Here is a 24,188-nt window from a genome sequence, read left to right as displayed (position 1 = left end):
TGCTCAGCGAGACTGGTCGCGTCATGCAGTCTGCCCCGAAATCCCAGCCAGATTTATCGCTAAAGTTGTGGATCATCGCCACTGCAGTTGAATCTGCCCTCGAAAAAGGCATAATCCAAGTTGGGATAAGGGGGAGAAGATGATTTCACCAGGTTTTGTTGCCGAGATTTTTGGTTCGGCTGTCATCATGGCGCTCACCGGTGCGGTGCTCGCTTGGATCTTGAGAAAATTCACGCGTGTGGGGCTGGTGCCATCCTATGCGCTTGGCGTCGCGGTCATGACGTTTGTCGGCGCTGCGCTCTATGTCTCGGGCCATGATGGGACCGTCGACTACCTGAGTGCATGGACCCAGTACGCGATCGGCGGCGTTATCGGCTTCCTGATCCTGTATGCCACGTCGCGCCGGTCTGTGAGCAAGACCTAGCAGACTGGCCACGAGGCGGCTTCAAACCCTTGTGCCGCCGACCGTCATCTGGTCCATTCTGAGGTGCGGCTGGCCGACGCCGACCGGCACGCCCTGTCCAGCCTTGCCGCACATGCCGATGCCGTTGTCGAGCTTCATGTCATTGCCGATCATCGAAACGCGGTGCATGGCGTCGGGCCCGTTACCGATCAGCATTGCGCCCTTGATCGGTTGCGTCACCTTGCCGTTCTCGATCATGTAGGCTTCGGTGCAGCCGAACACGAACTTTCCGGAGGTGATGTCGACCTGGCCGCCGCCGAAGGAGACGGCATAGATGCCGTTCCTGACCGAGGCGATGATCTCGTCCGGCTCCATGTCGCCCGATGTCATGTAGGTGTTGGTCATGCGCGGCATCGGCTGGTGCGCGTAGCCCTCGCGCCTTCCGTTGCCGGTGGCCCGCATGCCCATCAGCCGGGCGTTCTGGCGGTCCTGCATGTAACCGACCAGCTTGCCGTCCTCGATCAGCACGTTGCGCGCCGAAGGCGTGCCTTCATCGTCGACGGTGAGCGACCCGCGTCGTTCCGCGATCGTGCCGTCATCGACGACGGTGACGCCCTTTGCCGCCACCTGCTGGCCCATCAGGCCGGCGAAAGCGGATGTCTTCTTGCGGTTGAAGTCGCCTTCCAGCCCGTGGCCGACGGCCTCGTGCAGCATGACGCCGGGCCAGCCGCTGGAGAGCACGATGTCGAAAGTGCCGGCCGGCGCCGGTACGGCTTCGAGATTGACCAGCGCCTGACGCAGCGCCTCCTTGGCGGCGTGCTTCCAGCTGTCCTCGACGAGGAAGTCGCCGAACGCCTTGCGTCCGCCCATGCCGTAGGAGCCGCTTTCCTGGCGGTCGCCGTCGCCGACCACCACCGACACGTTCACCCTGACCAGCGGCCGGATGTCGCGCACCACCTGGCCGTCGGCGCGCACGATCTCGACATGCTGCCAGGACGAGGTCAGCGATGCCGAGACCTGGCGCACGCGCGGATCCTCGGCGCGCAGCCATGCGTCGACTTCCTGCAACAGCTTCGCCTTGGCCTCGAAGGAAGGGGAGGGGATCGGGTTCTCATCGCCATAGAGATGGCGGTTGGTGCGGGCGGGCGCGGCGGCAAGCGTTCCGGAATAACCGCCCTTGACGGTCGAGACGGCGTCAGCCGCGCGTCGCAGCGAAGCCTCGGACAGGTCGCTGGAGTGGGCATAGCCGCTGGCTTCGCCGGCAACCGCGCGTAGGCCGAAACCCTGGTCGGTGTTGAAATTGGCCGTCTTCAGCCGACCGTTGTCGAACATCAGCGCTTCGCTCTCGCTGTATTCGACGAACAACTCGCCATCGTCGGCGCCGTTGATGGTCTCTGCGACGATCTCCTTGACGCGATCGTCGGAAATATCGAATTGGCCGATAAGGCTGTTCATGGCGTATGTCCGTGGATGAATGGTTATATCCGGGATGTAGGCGCGAAGCCGCGCCCAGACAATCGCCAATCGTCATTCAAATGCAGGGCGGCGGCGTCCCGGATCTATCCCAGGTCCGGAAAACCTATCGTTGATCGGCAGCTCCCGGGTCGAGGCGCGGGAGTCTACGGCAGGGCCGCAAATCCGTCAGCAAAACCCTTGAGGTCCACCGGGATGCCGATGCCTTCTTCTGGCGTCTGGAAGACGATGAACGTGGCCGACGTGCCGGTCTTCAGCGTATCGAGCAGCGGCTTCTCGAGAATGACCTCAGCGTAGCAGCCGTCCTGGAAGCAGCGCACGAAATAAGCGCGGCCGATATCCTTGCCGTCGACATTGAGGCCGAGCCCGTTGGGCAAGAGCACGCCGAGCGGCGCCAGCACGCGCAGGATCTCCGCCTTGTTGTCGGCGGTGCGCAGCACCACGACCGACAGCCCCATCTCTGGGCGGTCCTCGGCGACGACGTTCTGCATCATCACGCATTGTTCGGACGTGGCGCCGGCCGGCGTGTCGCAGATGATCGACCACGCGCCATGGGTCGAGCGCACCGTGCCGCTCGGCTGGGCCGCGTTGGCCTGGCCGGCGGCCGACAAGCCGGCGACGGACAAGGCGGCGAGAAAGATGACCTTCGCCAAGGGGCTCGAAAGCCCAAATCCCGACAGCCAAGAGTTCATGACGGCTCCATTGCGAATCACGGCACTTTAAGCCGCGCCAAAGCCAAGTAAAGGACGAGACAGCGGCCGAGCCGCCACGAAAATGCCAATGCGGCGCTTTTCCTAGCCAATTTCGCCCGAATTACGACGCCAGGCGCGCCGGCCGGCAGGAAGCAGCCGATCCGTTGAACATAGCCGATTCGCCATGGCGGCCGCCGCCTTCAAAGATGCATTCCGGCTTGCGCGCAAAAATGCCGCACGGTTTCCTCCGCTCCTTTCTTGCGGAGGGAAAAAGAGTATGGTTTGAACCAGCTTGAGACAGTCGGGATTCCCGTCCCGGCATTGTTCGTTATTCTCGTGGACACAGCCGCGAGGAACTGGGAGACGAAGAGGGCGATGAGAAATTTCCTGGCAAACGCCAAGCTTCCAGCAAGTGCCAAGTTTCTAAGCGCTTGTGCCGTTACCACGTTTTTCGCCGGCACGGCCGCCCATGCCGATCAGCCCGTCGAGTGGGAGACGACCTTCCAGGCGCCGGCAACCGACATGATGCGCCAGATCGAGTGGTTCGGAAACTACACGATGTGGTTCATCATCCCGATCACCGCCCTGGTATTGGTCCTTCTGATCTACTGCATCGTGAAATTCCGCGCGAGCGCCAACCCGGTTCCGTCCAAGACCAGCCACAACACGCTGATCGAGGTGATCTGGACTGTCGGCCCCGTCGTCGTCCTGCTCTGCCTCGCCATCCCCTCGTTCCAGCTCTTGACCGCGCAGTACACGCCGCCGGAAGAAGCCAAGCTCACCGTCAAGGCGACGGGCAACCAGTGGAACTGGGATTACGAATACCAGACCGACAACACGCTCTCGTTCAACTCGGCGATCCTCCAGGATGGCGACCGTGCCGCCGCCGGCAAGGAAGATCGCAAGGTCTATCCGCGCCTGCTTGCCGTCGACAACGAGATGGTGGTGCCCGTCCACACGATGACCCGGGTGCTCGTCACCGCGACCGACGTGATCCATTCCTTCGCCATGCCGTCCTTCGGCATCAAGATCGATGCCATTCCCGGCCGCACCAACGAGACCTGGTTCAAGGCGGAGAAGGAAGGCCTCTACTACGGCCAGTGCTCGCAGCTCTGCGGCAAGGACCATGCCTTCATGCCGATCGCCATCCGCGTCGTCTCCGACGCGCAGTTCAAGACCTGGCTGGCTGCGGCCAAGACCGATCTGCCCGGCGCCAACAAGACGCTGATGGCCGAGGTCGATGGCCAGAACAAGGTAGCGGCCGCCGGCAACTGATGCCGCGGGTTAGCAAGATTTAGGGAACGGAGCGGAACATGGCAGACGCTGCAGCTCACGACGGGCACGACCACAAGCCTTATCATGGTTGGGTGCGCTGGGTTTATTCGACCAACCACAAGGACATCGGTACGCTCTACCTGATCTTCGCGATCATGGCCGGCATCATCGGCGGCGCGCTGTCGGTCGCCATCCGCATGGAGTTGCAGGAGCCTGGCATCCAGATCTTCAGCGGCCTGGCGCAGATGGTCTACGGCATGAACGGTGACGCCGCGATCGATGGCGGCAAGAGCATGTACAACGCCTTCGCCACGGCGCACGCGCTGATCATGATCTTCTTCATGGTCATGCCGGCCCTGATCGGCGGTTTTGCCAACTGGATGGTGCCGATCATGATCGGCGCCCCGGATATGGCGTTCCCGCGCATGAACAACATCTCGTTCTGGCTGCTGCCGCCGGCTTTCATCCTGCTGCTTATCTCGATGTTCGTGCCGAGCGCGCCTGGCGCCTACGGCGTCGGCGGCGGCTGGACGCTCTATCCGCCGCTTTCGACCTCCGGTCAGCCCGGTCCGGCCATGGATCTGGCGATCCTGTCGATCCACATCGCCGGCGCGTCCTCGATCCTGGGTGCCATCAACTTCATCACCACCATCTTCAACATGCGCGCGCCAGGCATGACGCTGCACAAGATGCCGCTGTTTGCCTGGTCGGTGCTGGTCACCGCATTCCTGCTGCTGTTGTCGCTTCCGGTCCTTGCCGGCGGCATCACCATGCTGCTTACCGACCGCAATTTCGGCACGACCTTTTTCGCTCCCGATGGCGGCGGCGATCCGCTGCTGTTCCAGCACCTGTTCTGGTTCTTCGGCCATCCGGAAGTGTATATCCTGATCCTGCCGGGCTTCGGCATCATCAGCCATATCGTCTCCACCTTCTCGCGCAAGCCGGTGTTCGGCTACCTCGGCATGGCCTACGCCATGGTCGCGATCGGCGCGGTCGGCTTCATCGTCTGGGCGCACCATATGTACACGACCGGCCTGTCGCTCGACACGCAGCGCTACTTCGTCTTCGCCACCATGGTCATCGCGGTGCCGACGGGCGTGAAGATCTTCTCCTGGATCGCGACGATGTGGGGCGGATCGATATCGTTCAAGCCGCCGATGCTGTGGGCGCTGGGCTTCATCTTCCTGTTCACGATCGGTGGTGTTACCGGGGTTCAGCTGGCCAATGCCGGTCTCGACCGGTCGCTGCACGACACCTATTTCGTGATCGCGCACTTCCATTACGTGCTGTCGCTGGGGGCGGTGTTCGCCATCTTCGCCGGCTGGTACTACTGGTTCCCGAAGATGACCGGCTACATGTATTCGCCCGTCATCGCCAACACCCATTTCTGGGTCATGTTCGTCGGCGTCAACCTTGTCTTCTTCCCGCAGCACTTCCTCGGCCTTGCTGGCATGCCGCGCCGCACCATCGACTATCCGGACGCGTTTGCGGGCTGGAACATGGTGTCGTCCTACGGTTCGTACATTTCGGCCGTCGGCGTGGTGATCTTCCTCTATGGCGTGTTCGAAGCCTTCCAGAAGAAGCGGATCGCTGGCGCCAATCCATGGGGCGAGGGCGCAACGACGCTGGAATGGCAGCTGCCTTCACCGCCGCCGTTCCACCAGTGGGAGCAGCTGCCGAAGATCAAATAAGGCGGCAGCCCGGAATCGAAACCGCCGGTTCGCCGGCGGTTTCGGCCAAACGGAATATGGATTTGAGTACGCATGGCCCTTGTCGACGAAACCAGCATTGACGAAGCGGGCTTCCGCATGTCGGAAGCGACGGCGGGTGATTTCTTCGCCCTCCTGAAGCCACGCGTCATGTCGCTGGTGGTGTTCACCGCCTTTGTCGGACTGGTCGCGGCGCCGGTGACCATCAACCCGCTGCTGGCGGTGATCGCGATCCTGGCTATTGCCATCGGGGCTGGTGCCTCCGGCGCTCTCAACATGTGGTACGATGCCGATATCGACGCGGTGATGACACGCACTGCGACCCGCCCGGTGCCGGCCGGCCGCATCCAACCCCACGAGGCGTTGAGCTTTGGGTTGGTGCTTTCGGTTTTGTCGGTGATGACGCTCGGCGTGCTGGTCAACTGGCTGTCGGCGGCGCTGCTGGCCTTCACCATCTTCTTCTATGCCGTCGTCTACACGATGTGGCTGAAGCGCTGGACGCCGCAGAACATCGTCATTGGCGGTGCTGCCGGCGCCATCCCGCCCGTGATCGGCTGGGCCGCGGTGACCGGCACGGTCAGCCTGGAGAGCGTCGTCCTGTTCCTCATCATCTTCCTGTGGACGCCGCCGCATTTCTGGGCGCTGGCGCTGTTCAAGTCGCAGGATTATGAACGCGCCGGCATCCCGATGATGCCCAATGTCGCCGGCCCGGCGTCGACCCGCCGTCAGATCTTCGCCTATGCTCTGGTGCTGGCCCCGGTCGGTGTGCTGCCGTGGCTGCTTGGCTACACCACGCCGTTCTATGGCGTGGCTGCCCTGCTGCTCGGGCTCGGCTTTGTCTGGTATGCGTGGAAAGTGCTTGGCATGTCCGACGACGATCGCGCGATGAAGCCAGCCAAGGCGTTGTTCGGCTATTCGCTGCTCTATCTCTTCGCCATCTTCGCCGTCTATCTCGCCGACAGCGTCGTCGAACGTGCACTTGCGGTGGGTGGAGCATGAGCATGATCGAAGACAAGCTCGAAACGGTCACCTTGACCGAACGCCAGCGGAAGGCCCGGCGCAACCGCTCGGTCGCCATCGGCGTAGCCTTGGCCGTGCTGGTCGTTATCTTCTATATCGCGACGATCGTGAAGTTCGGTCATAACCTCTCTGGCACGATGTGAGGCGGGAGATGGGTGTCGACACGAGTGCCAAACCGGCCGGGCACAACAGCAACCGCCTTGTTGCGGCCATCTGCCTTGCCTTCTTCACCGGCATGATCGGCATGGCCTATGCCGCGGTGCCGCTGTACAAGATGTTCTGCCAGGCGACAGGCTATGGCGGCACGACGCAACGCGTCGAGAAGCAGTATGCCGGCCGCGTGCTCGATCGCGAGATCACCGTCCGCTTTGACGCCAATATCGCCGGCGTGCCGTGGGATTTCCAGCCGGTCCAGCGCTCGATGACCATGAAGATCGGCGAGACGGTGCAGGCGCACTATCAGGCGACCAACAAGTTCGATCGCCCCATCACCGGCCGCGCCACCTTCAATGTCCAGCCTGAACTGGCGGGTCCCTATTTCAACAAGGTCGAATGCTTCTGCTTCACCGACACCACGCTGAAGCCCGGCGAAACGCTTGACATGCCGGTCCTATTCTACGTGGACCCCGATATCGTCAACGTGCCGGAACTGAAGGACGTGAAGACGATCACCCTGTCCTACACGATGTTTCCGGTCGAGAAGAACAAGCCGGTCGCATCGTCAGAGCCGGTCCAGGGCAACAGCAAGACAATTTCAAATACCGAAGGAAATCTCGGGGGTTGATATGGCAGACGCGCACGCAAAACATCACGACTATCATCTCGTCGACCCGAGCCCGTGGCCTTTCCTGGGATCGATAGGGGCGCTCGTCACCGCCTTTGGCGGCGTTTGCCTCATGGAATACCTGAAGGGCGGCTCGTTCCCGATCTTCGGCTTCAACATCGCCAATCCGTGGCTGTTCTTCATCGGCCTCGCGATCGTCCTCTACACCATGTTCGCCTGGTGGTCGGACACGATCAAGGAAGCGCATGAGGGCCATCACACGCGGGTCGTGTCGTTGCATCTGCGCTATGGCATGATCATGTTCATCGCCTCCGAGGTGATGTTCTTCGTCGCTTGGTTCTGGGCCTATTTCGATGCCAGCCTGTTTCCGAGCGAAGCCCACCAATATGCCCGCACCGCGTTCACCGGCGGTGTCTGGCCGCCGAAGGGCATGGAGGTTCTCGATCCTTTCCACCTGCCGCTCTATAACACCGTGATCCTGCTGTTGTCGGGCACCACGGTCACCTGGGCGCACCACTCCCTTATCCACGGCGATCGCAAGGGGCTGATCAACGGGCTGGTGCTGACCGTCGGCCTCGGCATGCTGTTCACCATGGTGCAGGCCTACGAGTACATGCATGCTCCGTTCGCCTTCAAGGATTCCATCTACGGCGCCACCTTCTTCATGGCGACCGGCTTCCACGGCTTCCATGTCATCATCGGCACCATCTTCTTGGCCGTCTGCCTGATCCGGGCCATGAAGGGCGATTTCACGCCCAAGCAGCATTTCGGTTTCGAGGCTGCCGCATGGTACTGGCATTTCGTCGACGTGGTCTGGTTGTTCCTGTTCGCCTCGATCTATGTCTGGGGATCGGTCGGCGCGGTAATCGAAGCCCACTGATACCGGTCTGATGACTTTGAAGGGGCGGCTGCGGCAACGTGGCCGCCCTTCTTCTTTTCGGTCCGATGCGATCCGGGCGGTTGCGAGGGCGCACAGTGTCGATGCCGGCGGTATGATCATGATCCACGGCCAGCCGAACGGATTCGGCGGCTGCTTCAATTGGTCGGCTGGACCGACGGCGGCATTGCCGTTACGGACTCCGGCATGGACGAAGTCTGGGCGGTGGTGATCGATGGAACACCCATCAGGATTGAGCGGTAAGCAATGAGCGACGACAAGGCGATCTGGCCTCCGATCGACCCTATTTCCGCGGGCTTGCATGGACGCTGCCCGCGCTGCGGCGAGGGGCGGCTGTTTTCCGGCTTTCTCACCGTAGGCAAACGCTGCACCAATTGCGGTCTTGATTATTCCTATGCCGATGCCGGCGACGGGCCCGCGGTTTTCGTCATCCTGATCATCGGCTTCATCATCGTCGGCCTGGCGCTCTGGGTCGAAGTGACGCTGAGCCCGCCGCTCTGGCTGCATCTGCTGGTCTGGATCCCGCTGGCGCTGGTGCTGTGCCTGACGGCGCTCCGGCTGATCAAGGGGGTGCTGCTTACGCTGCAGTACCGCAACAAGGCGGCCGAGGGCCGGCTGGATCGCGGCGAATGACCGACATGTCCGCCAAGGGCGGTCGTTCGCGGCCAGGATCGGTATTGCTGCTTGGCATTGGCCTCGTCCTGCTCCTGATCCTGCTGGCGCTCGGCACCTGGCAGGTCCAGCGCCTGCACTGGAAGGAAGGTCTTATCCAGACCATCGACCAGCGCACCCACTCGCCGCCGCTCCCGCTGGCCGAGGTGGAGAAACAATTCGCCTCGACTGGGGACGTCGACTACGCGCCGGTGACGGTGACCGGCACGTTCCTGCATTCCGGCGAGCGGCATTTCTACGCAACATGGGAAGGCGAAGCCGGCTTCAACGTCTACACGCCGCTGGCCCTCGACGATGGCCGCTTCGTCCTGATCAATCGCGGTTTCGTGCCATACGATCTGAAGGATGCCGCCAAGCGCGCCAAGGGACAGGTCGCGGGCAAGGTCACGGTCACCGGCCTCGCTCGCAATCCGCTGCCGGCAAAGCCGTCGATGATGCTTCCCGACAACGACGTGGCGAAGAACATCTTTTACTGGAAGGACCGTGACGTGATGGCGGCGAGCGCTGGCTTGCCGGCGAGCGCCAAGCTGGTGCCAATCTTCATCGACGCCGACAAGACGCCGAATCCGGGCGGTTTGCCCATCGGCGGTGTCACCATCATCGACCTGCCGAACAGCCATCTGCAATATGCCGTGACCTGGTATGGGCTTGCCGCGGCACTTGCCGCCGTTCTCATCCTGCGGCTTCGCAGGCCAGCGAAAGAGGAATGAGCGCGACCGACCCGCTTGAAGGGCCATCGCCCTTGACAGGACGGGGGTAGGCACCTCATTTCGGCTCTGATCAAACGGCCCGGATTCATGCTTCAGACCACGACAAAGCCTTCTCTGACGATCCGCCTCTGCCAGCCGCGCGGTTTTTGCGCCGGCGTCGACCGTGCTATCCAGATCGTCGTGCTGGCGCTGAAGAAATATGGCGCGCCGGTCTATGTCCGCCATGAGATCGTGCACAACCGCTATGTCGTCGAGGGTCTGCAAAGCCTTGGCGCCGTCTTTATCGAGGAACTTTCCGAGATCCCGGCCGAACATCGGCAGTCGCCGGTCGTCTTTTCCGCGCATGGCGTGCCGAAGTCGGTACCGGCGGATGCCCAGGCGCGCAATTTGTTCTATCTCGACGCCACCTGTCCGCTGGTCTCCAAGGTCCACAAGCAAGCGATGCGCCACCAGCGGCTCGGCCGCCACGTGCTCCTGATCGGCCATGCCGGACATCCCGAGGTGATCGGCACGATGGGACAATTGCCGGAGGGTGCGGTAACGCTGATCGAGACCGAAGCCGATGCCGCGAGGCTTGCGCCGGCGGACCCGAAGGCGCTCGGCTTCGTCACCCAGACCACGCTATCGGTCGAGGACACGGCCGGCATCATCCGCGCGCTGCAGGACCGCTTTCCCGACCTGAAGGCGCCGGCGGCGGAATCGATCTGCTATGCCACCACGAACCGTCAGGAAGCGGTCAAGGATACAGCCGCGGGCGCCGATCTCTACCTGATCGTCGGCGCGCCCAATTCCTCCAATTCGCGGCGTCTTGTCGAAGTGGCTGAGCGTGCGGGGGCTGCGATGTCGCTTCTCGTGCAGCGCGCCGCCGAGATTCCGTGGGATGACATCGGCGACATCTCGACGCTCGGTCTGTCGGCGGGGGCATCCGCCCCGGAGATCATCGTCGACGAGATCATCGATGCGTTCCGCCAGCGCTTCGATGTCACGATCGACCTGGCCATCACGGCCACCGAAACGGAGGATTTTCCCGTCATGCGGGTACTGCGCGATGTCGAACTGACGGCGGCCGACATGGCTTTCGTCAACGGGGCGCCGTAAGGCACATGGCGGTCTACACCGACGTTGCGGAAGGCGAACTCGGCGCATTCCTGAAGCACTACCCAGTCGGCGATCTCCTGTCCTACAAGGGCATCGCGGAGGGCACCGAGAACTCGAATTTTTTGCTGCACACCTCCAGCGGCTCCTACATCCTGACGCTCTATGAAAGACGGGTCGAAAAGGCGGATCTGCCGTTTTTCCTCGGGTTGATGGGTCATCTCGCCAAAAAGGGCGTGTCCTGCCCGCTGCCGGTAACCGCGCACGACGGCAGCGTCATCGGCACGCTGGCGGGCCGGCCGGCCGTCATCATCACTTTCCTCGAGGGTCTCTCGCTCCGGCGACCGACATCCATCCATTGCGCCGAGGTCGGCAAGGCGCTGGCCTCCCTGCACCTGGCCGGTGCCGACTTTCCGATGATCCGCCCCAATGCGCTCGCAATCGACGGCTGGCGCAAGCTCTGGTCGGCAGCTCGCGACCGTGCCGATGAGGTCGAGCCGGGCCTTGCGGCCGAAGTCGACGCCGACTTCGCCGACTTCGAGCGGAATTGGCCGAAGGGTCTCCCGGAAGGCATCATCCACGCCGATCTTTTCCCGGACAATGTGTTCTTTCTCGGCGAGAAGCTCTCCGGCTTGATTGATTTTTATTTCGCTTGCAACGACCTCTACGCCTATGACGTCGCCACATGCCTGAACGCCTGGTGTTTCGAGAAGGATTTTTCCTTCAATCTCACCAAGGGCAAGGCGCTGCTTGCCGGCTACCAAGGTGTGCGGCCTCTGAGCAATCAGGAAAAGGCGGCACTTCCGATGCTGGCACGGGGCTCGGCGCTGCGTTTCATGCTGACCCGGCTGTATGACTGGCTGACCGTTCCCGATGGCGGGCTGGTAATGAAACGCGATCCGACCGAATACATCAGAAGAATGCGGTTTCATCGGACGATCAAATCTGCTTCGGAATATGGGCTGGCATGAGCAAACACGTTGAGATCTTCACCGATGGCGCCTGTTCGGGCAATCCCGGCCCGGGCGGCTGGGGCGCGATCCTGCGCTTCAACGGCGCCACCAAGGAACTATCGGGTGGCGAGGCCGAGACGACCAACAACCGCATGGAATTGCTTGCCGCCATCTCGGCGCTGAATGCGCTCAAGGAGCCTTGCACCGTCGATCTTCACACCGACAGCAAATATGTCATGGACGGCATTTCAAAGTGGATCCATGGCTGGAAGAAGAACGGCTGGAAGACCGCCGACAAGAAGCCCGTCAAGAACGGCGAACTCTGGCAGGCGCTGGATGAAGCCAATCGGCGTCACAAGGTCACCTGGATCTGGGTCAAGGGCCATGCCGGCCATACCGAGAACGAACGCGCCGACGAACTCGCTCGTGAGGGCATGGCGCCGTTCAAGAAGGGCCCGGTCAGGCTTGTTTCTACCCCACCCAAGCCGGTCTCGCAGTCCAAGCAGCCGGCGGTGGCAAAGGCGCGGCGTTCGACCCAAAGCTATTGAATTCCGGGGCGGCACCATCCCCAGGCTGGGATCTCTGTCATGCCGGGCCTGCACTATGTGACGCATCCCCAGGTTCAGGTGGACGCCAAGATTCCGGTGCCGGAATGGGACGACGCGCGCCGAATTGTCCACGGGTGGCGGCCGATCGGCAGGCCGGCACAGCCGCAGATCCTCAGCGGATCAGCAGCGCCGTACCGTAGAGTCCGAAAGCGAACACTGTGTGTGACACCAGATTCAGCGCCCGTACCTTCATCGGGTTGGGCCGCTTCGACGCTGCCCAGCCCGCGCCCATGCCGGGCGCCAGCAGGAACCAGCCGGCGCCGACCGTGACCATGCCGAGGATGAAAGCCGGCAGGAAAGTCGGCGCGACAAGCCAGCCCGCTCCGGCCACCACGACAAGGATGATGCCGTAGACGATGCCGACAAAATAGTGAAAGGCCCAGCCCAAAGCCGATTCGTGTACATAGGGCGTCGCATCGCCAATATCGTCGTGAAAGACTTTTTCCCGTAAATGCCAGACCCAGCGGCCAACGGGGGCCCAGTTCGGCCGTGCTTGACCGAACATCTTGTAGAGAAGAAAGGCCCAGATATCCATCAGCAGCGTGGCGCCGACGCCGATCGCCACGCTACGCCAGACGATGTCGAACGTCATGGTCAGAGCAGTTCGAGGATCTTGGCGGCGCCGGATTCATCGACGCCGGGCTTGGTCTCGACATTGAGGGCGGTGACCTTGCCGTCATCGACGATCATTGAAAACCGCCTCGACCGAAGACCCATGCCTCCGCCGGAGAAGTCGGCGTCGAGGCCGATCGCCTTGGCGAAGTCGCCATTGCCGTCGGCGAGGAACAGGATCTTGCCTTCACCGCCGGTGAAGCGTGCCCAGGCGCCCATGACATGGACGTCGTTGACCGAAACCACGGCGACCGTATCGACACCGCGCGCCAGGATGGCGTCGCGGTTCTCCAGGTAGCCCGGCAAATGATTGTTGCTGCAGGTCGGCGTGAAGGCGCCAGGCACAGCAAACAGCACGACCTTCTTTCCCGCAAAAATCTCGGCCGTCGTGATCGGCTTGGGACCGTCGGCAGTCATCGTCTTGAACGTCGTATCGGGCAGTCTGTCGCCAGCGGAAATGGTCATGAGTTCCTCGCTTGGGAGAATGGGGAAGGACGTAGCCTTGGGTAGCGAACTATGCGGTTTCCCGCAACCATCGCGGAGGGGCTGGATCAAGGGAAAGGCAAGAGCCCTTCGACCGCGCCTGCCGAACTCGTCAGCGTATAGTGAAGTCCGCCATCCGTGGGTGTCGTCGATGGCCGGTCGAGGATCGGCACAGTGAAGACCAGCTTGCCGTCCTTCTGGCTACGGGCCGGCGAACCGAACATGTAGTCGCGGTCTCCTGCGACGAAGAAGTCCGCCGCTTCCGGATCGCCGGGAAAGCTCGCCTCCACAACCAGCGTTTCATGGTCGCCCGGCAGCACGTTGATGCCGAAGTCGGATCTTGCCGGCGCGGGCAAGGCGGCGAAGCTCGCCTTGACCAGCTCCGCGTCCTCGGCATTGTCCGGGTCGGAGCCGGGGTCGACGGTCAGCCGCGTCTGCACAGGGATGCATATCGTCTCGCAAATGCCAAGGAAAATGTCGGCGTCGATGACGGACGGATCCTTCGCGGCCGACAGCGTGAACGTCACCGGCAGCGAGACCGGATAGTCGTAGCCCGCCCATTTGCCGTAGCCGTCGTCATGACGCTTCGGCGCCGGGAAGGAAAGGCTGGCATCGGAAATGTTGGTGCTGGCCGAGATATCGAGTTGCGGCGGCACGCCCGCGTCGCCCGGGTCGCGCCAATAAGTCTTCCAGCCAGGCTTGAGCGCTATGTCGAGAACGCCCCGGATGCGGCCGGCATCGTCGGGCTTGCCGCTCGTCACCAGCCGTACCTTGCCGCCTTCGCTGTTGTACCAGGCGGACGAAGAGGCGGCGGCTGGGAGTGTGATTGCCGATCCGATAACGGCGCCGAGCAACAGGATTTTCAAGCTTTGCATGGTGATGATTTGATCGTCCGTTCATGGCCGTGCAATGATTTCATGGTCTTGCCGGTATCATATTTGCGTGACCTTTGCCGCAGGTAATGATCGGCCGGCGGCACGGGCTTGGTCGAAAACCGGCGCGGTACATCTTTTCGGCGCCCGGGAAACGCGTTACCCTCTGATCATGGACTTGTTGCGCCACAAGAAGACGGCCGCCGGCAGCGGCTTTCTCGACGATCAGTTCCTCATTGCCATGCCCGGCATGAAGGACGACCGTTTCACGCGCTCGGTCATCTACATCTGCGCCCACAGCGATGAGGGCGCGATGGGCCTGATCATCAACCAGACGCAGCAGATGCTGTTTCCGGACCTTTTGGTGCAACTTGGCATCATGAACGAGCACGAGGCGATCCGGTTGCCCGCCCGTACCCGTGATTTCGTCGTTCGCAATGGTGGGCCCGTCGACCGCAGCCGCGGCTTCGTGCTGCATACGGGCGATTACCGGGTGGAGTCTTCGCTGACCGTTTCCGACGATGTCTGCCTGACCGCGACCGTCGACATATTGCGCGCCATATCGTCGGGCCGGGGACCCCGTCACGCGCTGATGGCGCTGGGCTATTCGGGTTGGGGCGCCGGCCAGTTGGAAACCGAGATAGCCGAAAACGGCTGGCTGACCTGTCCGGCCACTCCGGAGCTTCTGTTCGATACCGACATCGAGCGCAAATACGACCGGATTCTCGCCTCGATCGGCATCGACCTCGCGCATTTGAGTGTAGCGGCCGGCCACGCCTGAGCTCCAGCGGCGTGAAAGCCAACTACGCCTGCGTCAGCGGATACTGTTCCTTCAGCGTCTTCAGCACCTGATCCCCGGGCATCGGGGCGCCGAACATGAAGCTCTGCACATATTCGCAGCCCATCTGGCGCAGCTCCAGCGCGTCGCGCTCGTCCGAAATGCCTTCGGCGACCACCGACAGGCCGAGCTCATGCGCCATGCTGACCATGGATTTGAGCAGCACGGCGCGTTTGGGCGTGCTGTCGTCCACGAAACTCTTGTCGATCTTGATCGTGTCGAAGGGAAAGCGCGTCAGATAGGCGAGCGAAGAATAGCCGGTACCGAAATCGTCCAGCGACAGGCCGATGCCGAGCTGCTTCAGCTTGGTCAGCACATGGGCAGTCTGCTCGGGATTGTCCATAACCAGCGATTCCGTGAGCTCGAGCCGGAAGCAGCGCGGCTTCAGATTGGCCCGCGCAATCACGGAGCGGACGTCGCTGACCAGGTCGCGGCGGATGAGCTGGCGGCTGGAAAGGTTGACCGAAACCGACAGCGGCGCGTCGCCGATCTGCTTTTGCCATGCCGCCAGATCCTCGGCGGCCTGCTGCATGGCGAACAACCCAAGCTGTACGATCAGCCCGCAGCTTTCGGCGACCGGAATGAAATCCGCCGGCGGGATCATGCCGCGGCGCGGATGGTCCCAGCGCAGCAATGCCTCGAAGCCGGCGACGCTGCCATCTTCCAGCCGAACGATCGGCTGGTAGGCAAGCGTGAATTCGCGCCGTTCGATGGCACGGCGCAGGTCGGATTCGAACTGCAGCCGATCGGTGCCGACGGTGCGGAAGGCCGGGCGGAACGGTTCGATCCTGTCGCCGCCGAAGCGCTTGGCCTGATGCATGGCAAGCTCGGCGTCCTTGACCATGTCCTCGGCCGAGGTCTGCGCCGAGGTCCAGGTGATCAGCCCGATCGAGGCGGTCAGCACGATCTCGCGCTTGGCAAAGGTGATCGGGGCGTTGATGGCATGCTTGATGGCGTCCGCCACCGCCGCGATGCGGGCCGGGTCCTGCTCGGAAAGCAGCATCAAGGCGAACTGGTCGCCGGCGAAGCGTGACAGCGAGTCCTTCGGCTTCAAGAGCCGGTGCAGGCGTCGCGCGATGGTGAGCAGGATGGTGTCGCCGGCCGAGATGCCGAGCCCGTCATTGACCTGCTTGAAGCGGTCGATGTCGATGACGAAGACGGTCGGGCGCACCTTCTCTTCGGTCCGTGCGATCGAGATGATCGCCTCGAGCCGGTTCATGAACAATTCGCGATTGGGCAGGCCGGTGAGGTTGTCGTGCACCGCGTCGTGCAGCAGCCTCTCCTCGGATTTTTTCTGCTCGGTGACGTCAACCATGGTGCCGACACAGCGGATGACCTCACCGTCCGATCCGATAACCGGGCGCGCGCGCAGCGCAAACCAGTGATAGTGGCCGTCGGCGCCGCGCAACCGGAAGTTCTGCGCCACCTTGCCGCGACGGTGCTCGAGCACCACGTCGAGCGTGGTGCGGAACGTGTCGCGGTCATCGACATGCAGCACCGGCAGCCAGTTGCGGGCTGCACCCCCCAGGCTGTTGGGGGCGAGGCCGAGCTGGATGCTGACGTCGGGCTTGGTGACGACGCGGTCGCGCAGCACGTCCCAGTCCCACACCGTGTCGCCCGAGCCGGCCACCGCCAGCGCCTGCCGCTCGAGGTCGGAGAACAGACCCTGGTGCAGCGCGCCGCCGGCAAAGGCATGCTGCATGACGGTGAAGCCGATCAGCAGGATGATGAGGATCAGACCGCCGCCAAGCGCCGGCTGGGCGATGTCGTTGTCGAGCATGCCGGTTATCGCCATCCACGATCCGCATAGCCACAACAGCACCATCACCCAACTGGGCACCAGCATGATGGCACGGTCATAGCCGCGTATGCCGAGGAAGATGATCAGGCCGAGCCCGGTCAGCGCGGTGGCGGCGAAGGACAGCCTGGCGATGCCCGCGGCGACCGCCGGGTCGACGATGGCGACGCCGGCGATCAAGAGCAGCCCGAGGATCCAGACCAGCGCCCCATAGCTGAAATGGCCGTGCCATCGGTTGAGGTTGAGATAGGCGAACAGGAACACCACGAAGGTCGCCGCCAGGGCCACCTCCGTTCCCGCCCGCCACATCTGCTCGTTGCCGGGCGATATCTCGATGATCTTGTTGAGGAAGCCGAAATCGACGCAGATATAGGCAAGCACGGCCCAGGCGAGTGCCGCGGTCGCGGGGAACATGGAGGTTCCCTTGACCACGAACAGGATGGTCAGGAACAGCGCGAGAAGCCCGGCGATGCCGATGACGATGCCGCGGAACAGCGTGTAGGAATTGACTGAGTCCTTGTAGGATTCCGGGTCCCAGAGATAGACCTGCGGCAGCTTGGGCGAGGCGAGTTCGGCGATGAAGGTGATCACCGTTCCCGGGTTCAGCGTCACCCGGAAGACGTCGGCGTCCGGGCTGCTCTGGCGGTCGAGCGCAAAGCCTTCGCTGGGCGTGATCGCGGCGATACGGGTCGAGCCGAGATCCGGCCAGAAGATGCCGGAATTGACCAGTCGGAAATGCGGCGCCACGATCAGCCGGTCGAGCTGCTGGTCGGTGGTGTTGGCAAGCGCGAACACGGCCCAGTCGCCGGTGGAACGGGCGTCATTGGCCTCGACCTCGATGCGTCGCACGATGCCGTCGGGTCCGGGCGCGGTCGAAACCTGGAAGTTTTCGCCCTGGTTGCGGTAGATTTCCACGGCGCCGGACAGATCGAGCGCGACATCGTCGCGAGCGATCTTGATCGGTTCGACGGCAAAGGCCGAGGACGCCGCCCACAGCGTCAGGATCGTCGCGAGGACAAAGGCGAACAGCGGCCCGTTGCGCAGGAATTTCGTCAAAAATCAGTCCTTCGTTCCAGCGCCTGGCGGATCGTCCGCGATCCGGGCGTAGAGGTAGTGGTCCTGCCAGATGCCATTGATCCTGAGGTAGGATCGCAGAAGTCCTTCGCGCCGGAATCCGGCTTTTTCAAGCACACGGATCGACCTGATATTGTCGGGAATACAGGCCGCTTCGATCCGGTGCAACCTCAGCGTATCGAAGGCGAAGCGGGTCACGACCTTGACGGCGTCGGTCATCAGGCCACGACCGCCGAAGCGCTCGCCGATCCAGTAGCCGACATGCCCGCTCTGCGAGACCCCGTGGCGTATGTTGCCGAGCGTAATTCCGCCAGCCAACCTGCCGCTCGACTTCTCGAATATGAAGAAGGCGATCGCGGTTCCCTGCGCATAGTCCTCGCGGTAGCGGCTGATGCGCAGTCGCCATGCCGCCCGGTCAAGCTCGTCCGGCGCCCAGCGCGGCTCCCATGGTTCGAGGAATGCCCGGCTCTCGCCGCGCACAGTCGACCACTCCCGGTAGTCATTGGTGAACGGCACGCGCAGCGACACGCGGTCGCCCTTCAGTGCCGGCAGGTCGCGGCGAAAGAAAGGGAGCGCGAACACGGCGCTTGTGCGGGCTTAGACGGCGAGCTTGCGGGCCGTGGTGGGCGTGCCCGGAAGCGAATCGAGGATCGCTTCGTATGGCGCCAGCGTACCCACGGGCCCTACAGCGGTAAGCGTCGGTTTGGTCGAGAACAGCCGTGACGACAGGTCGGTCAAACGATCGACCGTCAGCGCCGAGAGCCGCTCCATCAGTTCCTCCTTGGCGATCGGCCGGCCGAACAAGAGCAGCTGTCGCGCGATCTGCGAGGCGCGGCTGGCCGGACTTTCCGCCGACATGATCAGACCTGCGCGGTATTGTGCGCGCGCCCGGTCCAGCTCTTCCTGCAGGATGTTCTCGCCGGCCTTCTGCAATTCCTCGATGATGACGGGCACCAGTTCGGCGATGTCGCTCTGCCCGGTCGCGGCATGGACGCCGAATATGCCGGTATCGGAAAAGCCCCAGTGGAAGGCATAGACCGAATAGCACAGGCCACGCTTTTCGCGGACTTCCTGGAACAGCCTGGACGACATGCCGCCGCCGAGGATCATCGACAGCACCTGCGAGGCGTAGAAATCGCGCACATGGTAGGCGCGGCCTTCGAAGCCCAGCACGATCTGCGCGTCCATCAGGTCGCGGTCCTCGCGGAAATCGCCGCCAACATATTGCGCATATTGCGGGATGGTGTTGTCGGCCTTGGTGCGGAAGCCGCCGAGCTGCTTTTCCACTTCGCGCACGAAATTGTCGTGCTTGATGTCGCCGGCAGCCACGATCACCATGCGCTCGGCGCCGTATTGGCGCTCGATGAAATCGTGCAATTGCTTCGATGTAAAGGATTTGACGGTTTCCGGCGTGCCCAGAATCGAGCGGCCGATGGTCTGGTGGCGAAAGGCGGTCTCGGTGAACCGGTCGAACACGATGTCATCGGGCGTGTCGTGCGCGGCGCCGATTTCCTGCAGGATCACGTGCTGCTCGCGTTCGAGCTCCTGCGGATCGAATTCCGATTCCTGCAGGATGTCGGCAAGAATGTCGACGGCCAGCGGCACGTCGTCGGAGAGCACCCTGGCATAGTAGGATGTGGTCTCGACGCTGGTGGCGGCGTTGATCTCGCCGCCGACGTCCTCGATTTCCGAGGCGATCTCGAAGGCTGTTCGCCGCTTTGTGCCCTTGAACGCCATGTGCTCGAGCAGATGGGCCATGCCATGCTCTTCGTCACGTTCATTGCGGGCACCCGACTTGACCCAGGCACCCAGGGCAACCGATTCGATGCTTGGAAGGGTTTCGGTGGCGACTGTCAGGCCGTTCGACAGACGGCTTACCTCAACACCCATATGGTTCGTACTCCTTAACGCGCCGCTCGCGCACGGCGGCTGACGTAATCTTCCACCATTTTCAGGTCGGATGGAAGTACCGTGTATTTTTCCTCCGATGTCATCAACCCACCTAGCCATGCGGGCAGCGCGGGTGACACGCCGCTGGCGGCCTCGACGGCGGCCGGGAATTTTGCTGGGTGCGCAGTGCCCAGCACCACCATCGGCACGGCATTCGAAGCCTTGCCGGCCGCGACATGCACGGCTGCCGCGGTATGCGGATCAAGCAGGTAGTTGCTGGCCGCGAGCGTCGAGCGGATCGTCGCGGCGACCTCGTCCATATCTGCGCGGCCGGCATCGAATTCGGCTCGCATCCCTGCGATTTCCGTGGCTTCTATGGTGAAGGCGCCGGATTGTTTGAGCCCGGCCATGTAGCGCCGCACAGTCGCCGGGTCGCGGCCCGACGCCTCGAACAGCAGGCGCTCGAAATTCGACGACACCTGAATGTCCATGGAAGGCGAGGTGGTCGCGAACACGCCCTTGGTGCGGTATTCGCCGGTCGCGAAAGTGCGTGCCAGTATGTCGTTGTCGTTGGTGGCGATGACCAGCCGATCGATCGGCAGGCCCATTTTTTTGGCGGCGTAACCGGCAAAGATATCGCCGAAATTCCCTGTGGGCACGGTGAAGGAGACGGGGCGATCGGGCGCGCCGAGCGACAGGGCCGAGGAGAAATAATAGACGATCTGGGCCATGATGCGGGCCCAGTTGATTGAATTCACCCCCGACAGCGAGACACGGTCGCGAAAGCCGTGATCGTTGAACATGTCCTTGAGCATGCCCTGGCAATCGTCGAAATTGCCTTCGATCGCCAGGGCATGCACGTTCTCAGCCTTCGATGTCGTCATCTGCCGTTGCTGCACCGGCGACACGCGGCCATGCGGGAAGAGAATGAAGATGTCGGTGCGGCTGCGCCCGGCGAAGGCGTCTATCGCTGCTCCGCCGGTGTCGCCCGATGTGGCTCCGACGATGGTGGCATGCTGGTTGCGTTCGGCGAGCACATGGTCCATCAGCCGGGCGAGCAACTGCATCGCGACGTCCTTGAAGGCGAGCGTAGGTCCATGGAAGAGTTCGAGGATAAAAGCGTTGGGGCCGGTCTGGACCAGCGGGCAGACAGCCTCGTGGCGGAAGGTGGCATAGGCCTCCCGCACCAGACGCTCGAACACGGGAGCCGGGATTTCGTCGCCAAGAAACGGCGACAGCACGCGGATGGCCAGCTCGGAATAGGCCAGGCCGCGCATGGCGCGGATCTCGGCCATCGAGAATTGCGGCCACTGGCGCGGCACATAGAGCCCGCCGTCGCGTGCCAGGCCTGTCAGGACGGCATCGCAAAACCCAAGCGCGGGCGCCTCGCCGCGGGTACTCACATATTGCATCGTCACAATTCCGTTACTGCCTTGGGTTTTCGACCCACGCAAGGTGGTTAATTTCTACGCTGGCTCAGTCGCATTTTTGCCGCGCGGTTGATATACGTCACCAGCTTTGCGAGAGGGAAGTGCAGTTTCATGGCGTTTCATACATTCAGCGGTCGCTTTTTCGCGGGTCTTGCGCTCACCGGCTTTATGCTTGCCGCCGCCGGCTGCCAATCAGGCGACAACGGTATGCTGAACCTGGGTTTTGGCAAGAAGGACCCGACCGCGCCACCGCCGCCGCAGGACCCCAAGATTCTGGCCAGCCAGTTGAATGCCTATTGCCCGAGGGTGATGCTTCGCGACGGCACGGCATTCTTCAACACCTACGCCAACGAAGCCCGGAAGCCCAGGCCCAAGCTCAAGAAGACCGGCGACGCCGCGCAGGATGCCGCGGCCCAGGCTGCGGCCGATGCTGCCGCTGCTACTCCGCCGGACGATTCGGCGAGGGTCATTTATCAGGCCTCGATCAGCGACGTGACCCGCGATTGCAGCCGCGCCGACGGACAGCTGACGATGAAGATCGCCGTCGCGGGCAAAATCGTGCCAGGGCCGAAATTCACGCCCGGCACCATCACCATGCCGATCCGCACCGCGGTGATGCATGGCACCGAGGTGCTTTATTCGCAGATCCACCAATATCAGGTCCAGGTTACCGACCCCTCGGTCGCCACGCAGTTCGTCTTCACCGATTCCAACATCGTCGTGCCGGCGCCGACGGCGCAGGACTATCAGGCCTATGCCGGCTATGATGAAAACGCGCCGAAGGCCGCGACCGACAAATCGAAGAAAAACAGGAAGAAAGCCGCCGCGACCAACTAAATCCGCAGGGGTGCTCGTCGGGGCCTAGCGGACGCTCACACGTCCGCCGACCATTCTGATAGGGCGGCCAGCGTGCCGCTCAGATCCGCCCAGCGGCGGATCACCGTCTCGGCGCCCGCCTCCGTCAGCGCATCGGCATGGCCGGGATAGCTATGGGCGGCGCCCGTGAACCCGATGACACGCATTCCTGCCGACCTTGCGCCGGTCACGCCGTGCACGGAATCCTCGATGACGAAAGTGTTTGCCGGATGGGCGCCGAGCTTTTCGGCGGCGAACAGGAACACGTCCGGAGCCGGTTTGGTTTTTCCGGTCGGCGTCTCCATCGCGGAGAAGATGCGCCCGGCAAAGAATGGCAGCAGATGCACCTTCTCCAGCATGAATTCTATCCGCTCCGAGCGTGAGTTGGAGCAGATGCAACGTTGCGCCGTCACCGAGGCGACCGCTTCGCGCACGCCCTCGATGGCACGAACGTCGCTGCGCAGTTTCCGGTCGACCAGCTCTTCGGCGCGATCGATCAGCGAAACCTGGAACGGGATGTTGGACTTCTCCTCAACCCGCATCAGAATGTCCTTGAACGTCAGCCCCGCATAAGTCTCGGCAATCTCCTCGGCCGAGATTTCGTATCCGGACAAGGTCAGGAGCTCGGCCTCGACGCGCGCGGCGATGATTTCGGAATCGACGAGCACGCCGTCGCAATCGAAGATGACAAGGTCTGGCTGGGGCATGGTGATCCGGGCAATGAGAACGGGCAGGCTTCAGGCGGCGCGGCATACACCAACGGGCACGTCGGCGCAAACCGGCGGCGTCCGATCGCTGCCCTTCACCGAATATTTACGCTGATCGGTAACCATAACCGGGAGTAAACAGTAACGCGTGCCTTGGGTGTAAAAATGTCAGCCGTGCGTCTTGTCGACGAGCTTTCCCATGCTCCCCAGCAATCCGAATGGCTGGACACGATCCTGAAGGGCGACTGCGTCGCGGCGCTCGACCGGCTGCCCGAAAAATGCGTCGACGTCATCTTCGCCGATCCACCCTACAATCTGCAGCTCGACGGCGACCTGCACCGGCCCGACCAATCCAAGGTCGATGCGGTGGACGACGACTGGGACCGGTTCGAGAGCTTCGAGGCCTACGATGCCTTCACGCGCGCCTGGCTGCTGGCCGCGCGCCGGGTGTTGAAGCCCAACGGCACCATCTGGGTCATCGGCTCCTATCACAACATCTTCCGGGTCGGCGCCAAGATGCAGGATCTCGGCTTCTGGATCCTCAACGACGTCGTCTGGCGCAAGACCAATCCGATGCCGAATTTTCGCGGTCGCCGCTTCCAGAACGCGCATGAGACGATGATCTGGGCCTCCCGCGACCAGAAGGGCAAGGGCTATACCTTCAACTACGAAGCGTTGAAGGCGTCGAACGACGACATACAGATGCGTTCCGACTGGCTGTTCCCGATCTGCACCGGTGGCGAGCGGCTGAAGAACGACAATGGCGATAAACTGCACCCGACGCAGAAGCCGGAGGCGCTGCTCGCCCGCATCATGATGGCCTCGACCAAGCCGGGCGACGTCGTGCTCGATCCCTTCTTCGGCTCCGGCACGACAGGCGCGGTGGCCAAGCGCCTTGGCAGGCATTTTGTCGGCATGGAGCGCGAGCAGGCCTATATCGACGCCGCCAATGAACGCATCGACGCGGTGCGGCCGCTCGACGGCGCGGACCTGACCGTGCTCCCTGGCAAGCGCGCCGAGCCTCGCGTCGCCTTCGTCAGCCTGATCGACACCGGGCTGGTGACGCCCGGTGCTACGCTCTACGACGCCAAGAAGCGCTGGGCGGCCAAGGTTCGCGCCGATGGCACGGTGGCGATCGGCGACAGTGCCGGATCGATCCACAAAATCGGCGCCGAAGTTCAGGGCCTGGATGCCTGCAACGGCTGGACCTTCTGGCACTATGAACGCAGCGGCGGCCTGACCCCGATCGACGAACTGCGTCGCATCGCGCGTCTCGGCATGGAAAGGGCAGGGGGCTGACCCTGCCGATTGCCGCGGCTTTGGCGTTGGTTCAAAGT

The 24,188-nt window shown here is 62.8% G+C and carries 25 protein-coding genes and 1 pseudogene; 16 read left to right on the top strand and 10 right to left on the bottom strand.

Annotation, left to right across the window (positions count from 1 at the left end; all coding sequences use genetic code 11):
• Window positions 1–139: 139 nt before the first annotated feature.
• Window positions 140–424 (top strand): hypothetical protein, encoded by a 285-nt coding sequence (locus tag FJ946_RS03335; RefSeq protein ID WP_140564260.1) that lies wholly within the window; start codon window positions 140–142, stop codon window positions 422–424.
• 21 nt (window positions 425–445) lie between these two features.
• Here the strand turns inward: FJ946_RS03335 and tldD are convergent, their stop codons facing one another.
• Both tldD and FJ946_RS03325 read right to left on the bottom strand, forming a co-directional pair.
• Window positions 446–1,858: a metalloprotease TldD gene (gene tldD / locus FJ946_RS03330; protein WP_140514821.1), complete on the bottom strand. Its 1,413-nt coding sequence runs from the start codon at window positions 1,856–1,858 to the stop codon at window positions 446–448.
• 164 nt (window positions 1,859–2,022) lie between these two features.
• Window positions 2,023–2,568: an invasion associated locus B family protein gene (locus tag FJ946_RS03325; RefSeq protein WP_140494976.1), complete on the bottom strand. Its 546-nt coding sequence runs from the start codon at window positions 2,566–2,568 to the stop codon at window positions 2,023–2,025.
• 258 nt (window positions 2,569–2,826) lie between these two features.
• Between FJ946_RS03325 and coxB the strand changes: the two genes are divergently transcribed.
• The 12 genes and pseudogenes from coxB to rnhA all read left to right on the top strand — a co-directional run bounded on the left by coxB (window position 2,827) and on the right by rnhA (window position 12,232).
• The gene (gene coxB, locus FJ946_RS03320; protein WP_181167186.1) at window positions 2,827–3,843 is read left to right on the top strand and encodes a cytochrome c oxidase subunit II; all 1,017 of its coding nucleotides are present in this window, start codon (window positions 2,827–2,829) and stop codon (window positions 3,841–3,843) included.
• Between the two features lie 38 nt (window positions 3,844–3,881).
• Complete coding sequence (gene ctaD / locus FJ946_RS03315; protein WP_140494972.1) at window positions 3,882–5,534, top strand: cytochrome c oxidase subunit I; 1,653 nt, start codon at window positions 3,882–3,884, stop codon at window positions 5,532–5,534.
• A gap of 72 nt (window positions 5,535–5,606) precedes the next feature.
• Window positions 5,607–6,551, top strand: coding sequence for a heme o synthase (locus FJ946_RS03310; protein WP_140494970.1), 945 nt, complete (start codon window positions 5,607–5,609; stop codon window positions 6,549–6,551).
• Between the two features lie 2 nt (window positions 6,552–6,553).
• Entirely contained in the window at window positions 6,554–6,715 is a 162-nt protein-coding gene (locus FJ946_RS03305; protein WP_140494968.1) for a hypothetical protein, read from the top strand.
• An 8-nt stretch (window positions 6,716–6,723) separates the two neighbouring features.
• Entirely contained in the window at window positions 6,724–7,356 is a 633-nt protein-coding gene (locus FJ946_RS03300) for a cytochrome c oxidase assembly protein (protein WP_140564259.1), read from the top strand.
• Between the two features lies 1 nt (window position 7,357).
• Window positions 7,358–8,236 carry a cytochrome c oxidase subunit 3 gene (locus FJ946_RS03295; protein ID WP_140494964.1) on the top strand — a complete coding sequence of 293 codons (879 nt, stop codon included), beginning with the start codon at window positions 7,358–7,360 and terminating at the stop codon, window positions 8,234–8,236.
• 76 nt (window positions 8,237–8,312) lie between these two features.
• A pseudogene (locus FJ946_RS31020) lies at window positions 8,313–8,497 on the top strand (L,D-transpeptidase family protein); the annotation flags it as partial.
• A gap of 3 nt (window positions 8,498–8,500) precedes the next feature.
• Window positions 8,501–8,887, top strand: a complete 387-nt coding sequence (locus FJ946_RS03285; protein WP_140494962.1) for a DUF983 domain-containing protein — start codon at window positions 8,501–8,503, stop codon at window positions 8,885–8,887.
• Window positions 8,884–9,636, top strand: a complete 753-nt coding sequence (locus tag FJ946_RS03280; protein WP_181167648.1) for an SURF1 family protein — start codon at window positions 8,884–8,886, stop codon at window positions 9,634–9,636. Before FJ946_RS03285 ends, FJ946_RS03280 begins: the two co-directional genes overlap by 4 nt.
• 87 nt (window positions 9,637–9,723) lie before the next feature.
• Window positions 9,724–10,734, top strand: coding sequence for a 4-hydroxy-3-methylbut-2-enyl diphosphate reductase (ispH, locus tag FJ946_RS03275; RefSeq protein ID WP_140494960.1), 1,011 nt, complete (start codon window positions 9,724–9,726; stop codon window positions 10,732–10,734).
• Between the two features lie 5 nt (window positions 10,735–10,739).
• Window positions 10,740–11,702, top strand: a complete 963-nt coding sequence (locus FJ946_RS03270; RefSeq protein WP_140564258.1) for a homoserine kinase — start codon at window positions 10,740–10,742, stop codon at window positions 11,700–11,702.
• Window positions 11,699–12,232, top strand: a complete 534-nt coding sequence (rnhA, locus tag FJ946_RS03265; RefSeq protein ID WP_140494956.1) for a ribonuclease HI — start codon at window positions 11,699–11,701, stop codon at window positions 12,230–12,232. The genes FJ946_RS03270 and rnhA overlap by 4 nt, the downstream gene beginning before the upstream one ends.
• Window positions 12,233–12,404: 172 nt before the next feature.
• On the opposite strand, the gene FJ946_RS03260 is transcribed toward rnhA, so the two are convergent.
• From FJ946_RS03260 to FJ946_RS03250, 3 genes are all read right to left on the bottom strand, one after another.
• A complete protein-coding gene (locus tag FJ946_RS03260) occupies window positions 12,405–12,884 on the bottom strand; it encodes a DUF2938 domain-containing protein (protein WP_140520804.1) in 480 nt (159 codons plus the stop codon).
• 2 nt (window positions 12,885–12,886) lie between these two features.
• Window positions 12,887–13,369, bottom strand: a complete 483-nt coding sequence (locus FJ946_RS03255) for a peroxiredoxin (protein ID WP_140520803.1) — start codon at window positions 13,367–13,369, stop codon at window positions 12,887–12,889.
• An 86-nt stretch (window positions 13,370–13,455) separates the two neighbouring features.
• On the bottom strand, window positions 13,456–14,262 hold the full coding sequence (locus FJ946_RS03250; protein ID WP_140514836.1) for a protein-disulfide reductase DsbD domain-containing protein: 807 nt from the start codon (window positions 14,260–14,262) through the stop codon (window positions 13,456–13,458).
• A 169-nt stretch (window positions 14,263–14,431) separates the two neighbouring features.
• Here FJ946_RS03250 and FJ946_RS03245 point away from each other — a divergent pair, with 169 nt between their 5' ends.
• On the top strand, window positions 14,432–15,040 hold the full coding sequence (locus FJ946_RS03245; RefSeq protein ID WP_140494949.1) for a YqgE/AlgH family protein: 609 nt from the start codon (window positions 14,432–14,434) through the stop codon (window positions 15,038–15,040).
• 22 nt (window positions 15,041–15,062) lie between these two features.
• Here the strand turns inward: FJ946_RS03245 and FJ946_RS03240 are convergent, their stop codons facing one another.
• From FJ946_RS03240 to thrC, 4 genes are read right to left on the bottom strand one after another with little or no spacing between them, the layout of a single operon-like run.
• Window positions 15,063–17,951, bottom strand: a complete 2,889-nt coding sequence (locus tag FJ946_RS03240) for an EAL domain-containing protein (protein WP_140564257.1) — start codon at window positions 17,949–17,951, stop codon at window positions 15,063–15,065.
• Between the two features lie 3 nt (window positions 17,952–17,954).
• A complete protein-coding gene (locus FJ946_RS03235) occupies window positions 17,955–18,551 on the bottom strand; it encodes a GNAT family protein (protein ID WP_140564256.1) in 597 nt (198 codons plus the stop codon).
• Window positions 18,552–18,566: 15 nt separating this feature from the next.
• Window positions 18,567–19,859: a pitrilysin family protein gene (locus tag FJ946_RS03230; protein WP_140494943.1), complete on the bottom strand. Its 1,293-nt coding sequence runs from the start codon at window positions 19,857–19,859 to the stop codon at window positions 18,567–18,569.
• A gap of 14 nt (window positions 19,860–19,873) precedes the next feature.
• Window positions 19,874–21,271 carry a threonine synthase gene (gene thrC, locus FJ946_RS03225; RefSeq protein ID WP_140564255.1) on the bottom strand — a complete coding sequence of 466 codons (1,398 nt, stop codon included), beginning with the start codon at window positions 21,269–21,271 and terminating at the stop codon, window positions 19,874–19,876.
• A 129-nt stretch (window positions 21,272–21,400) separates the two neighbouring features.
• Here thrC and FJ946_RS03220 point away from each other — a divergent pair, with 129 nt between their 5' ends.
• Complete coding sequence (locus tag FJ946_RS03220) at window positions 21,401–22,126, top strand: hypothetical protein (protein ID WP_140494939.1); 726 nt, start codon at window positions 21,401–21,403, stop codon at window positions 22,124–22,126.
• A gap of 35 nt (window positions 22,127–22,161) precedes the next feature.
• Here FJ946_RS03220 and FJ946_RS03215 read toward each other — a convergent pair whose 3' ends face one another.
• Window positions 22,162–22,851: an HAD family phosphatase gene (locus FJ946_RS03215; RefSeq protein ID WP_140558193.1), complete on the bottom strand. Its 690-nt coding sequence runs from the start codon at window positions 22,849–22,851 to the stop codon at window positions 22,162–22,164.
• 165 nt (window positions 22,852–23,016) lie between these two features.
• Between FJ946_RS03215 and FJ946_RS03210 the strand changes: the two genes are divergently transcribed.
• Entirely contained in the window at window positions 23,017–24,150 is a 1,134-nt protein-coding gene (locus tag FJ946_RS03210) for a site-specific DNA-methyltransferase (RefSeq protein ID WP_140564254.1), read from the top strand.
• Window positions 24,151–24,188: the final 38 nt, after the last annotated feature.

The sequence above is a fragment of the Mesorhizobium sp. B2-4-7 genome (assembly GCF_006442685.1).
GTDB lineage: Bacteria > Pseudomonadota > Alphaproteobacteria > Rhizobiales > Rhizobiaceae > Mesorhizobium.
The sequence above is the reverse complement of the archived record's forward strand: the minus strand, read 5'-3'. Positions and strand labels throughout refer to the sequence as shown.

Excerpts from the sequence above, each read along its gene's own strand:
- FJ946_RS03220 (WP_140494939.1), top strand. The coding sequence starts at position 21,401 with ATGGCGTTTCATACATTCAGCGGTCGCTTTTTCGCGGGTCTTGCGCTC.
- FJ946_RS03245 (WP_140494949.1), top strand. The coding sequence starts at position 14,432 with ATGGACTTGTTGCGCCACAAGAAGACGGCCGCCGGCAGCGGCTTTCTC.
- FJ946_RS03230 (WP_140494943.1), bottom strand. The coding sequence starts at position 19,859 with ATGGGTGTTGAGGTAAGCCGTCTGTCGAACGGCCTGACAGTCGCCACC.
- FJ946_RS03325 (WP_140494976.1), bottom strand. The coding sequence starts at position 2,568 with ATGAACTCTTGGCTGTCGGGATTTGGGCTTTCGAGCCCCTTGGCGAAG.
- tldD (WP_140514821.1), bottom strand. The coding sequence starts at position 1,858 with ATGAACAGCCTTATCGGCCAATTCGATATTTCCGACGATCGCGTCAAG.
- FJ946_RS03210 (WP_140564254.1), top strand. The coding sequence starts at position 23,017 with ATGTCAGCCGTGCGTCTTGTCGACGAGCTTTCCCATGCTCCCCAGCAA.
- FJ946_RS03270 (WP_140564258.1), top strand. The coding sequence starts at position 10,740 with ATGGCGGTCTACACCGACGTTGCGGAAGGCGAACTCGGCGCATTCCTG.
- thrC (WP_140564255.1), bottom strand. The coding sequence starts at position 21,271 with ATGCAATATGTGAGTACCCGCGGCGAGGCGCCCGCGCTTGGGTTTTGC.
- FJ946_RS03300 (WP_140564259.1), top strand. The coding sequence starts at position 6,724 with ATGGGTGTCGACACGAGTGCCAAACCGGCCGGGCACAACAGCAACCGC.
- FJ946_RS03285 (WP_140494962.1), top strand. The coding sequence starts at position 8,501 with ATGAGCGACGACAAGGCGATCTGGCCTCCGATCGACCCTATTTCCGCG.
- FJ946_RS03305 (WP_140494968.1), top strand. The coding sequence starts at position 6,554 with ATGATCGAAGACAAGCTCGAAACGGTCACCTTGACCGAACGCCAGCGG.
- FJ946_RS03255 (WP_140520803.1), bottom strand. The coding sequence starts at position 13,369 with ATGACCATTTCCGCTGGCGACAGACTGCCCGATACGACGTTCAAGACG.
- FJ946_RS03280 (WP_181167648.1), top strand. The coding sequence starts at position 8,884 with ATGACCGACATGTCCGCCAAGGGCGGTCGTTCGCGGCCAGGATCGGTA.
- ctaD (WP_140494972.1), top strand. The coding sequence starts at position 3,882 with ATGGCAGACGCTGCAGCTCACGACGGGCACGACCACAAGCCTTATCAT.
- FJ946_RS03295 (WP_140494964.1), top strand. The coding sequence starts at position 7,358 with ATGGCAGACGCGCACGCAAAACATCACGACTATCATCTCGTCGACCCG.
- FJ946_RS03335 (WP_140564260.1), top strand. The coding sequence starts at position 140 with ATGATTTCACCAGGTTTTGTTGCCGAGATTTTTGGTTCGGCTGTCATC.
- FJ946_RS03250 (WP_140514836.1), bottom strand. The coding sequence starts at position 14,262 with ATGCAAAGCTTGAAAATCCTGTTGCTCGGCGCCGTTATCGGATCGGCA.
- FJ946_RS03310 (WP_140494970.1), top strand. The coding sequence starts at position 5,607 with ATGGCCCTTGTCGACGAAACCAGCATTGACGAAGCGGGCTTCCGCATG.
- ispH (WP_140494960.1), top strand. The coding sequence starts at position 9,724 with ATGCTTCAGACCACGACAAAGCCTTCTCTGACGATCCGCCTCTGCCAG.
- FJ946_RS03260 (WP_140520804.1), bottom strand. The coding sequence starts at position 12,884 with ATGACGTTCGACATCGTCTGGCGTAGCGTGGCGATCGGCGTCGGCGCC.
- FJ946_RS03215 (WP_140558193.1), bottom strand. The coding sequence starts at position 22,851 with ATGCCCCAGCCAGACCTTGTCATCTTCGATTGCGACGGCGTGCTCGTC.
- rnhA (WP_140494956.1), top strand. The coding sequence starts at position 11,699 with ATGAGCAAACACGTTGAGATCTTCACCGATGGCGCCTGTTCGGGCAAT.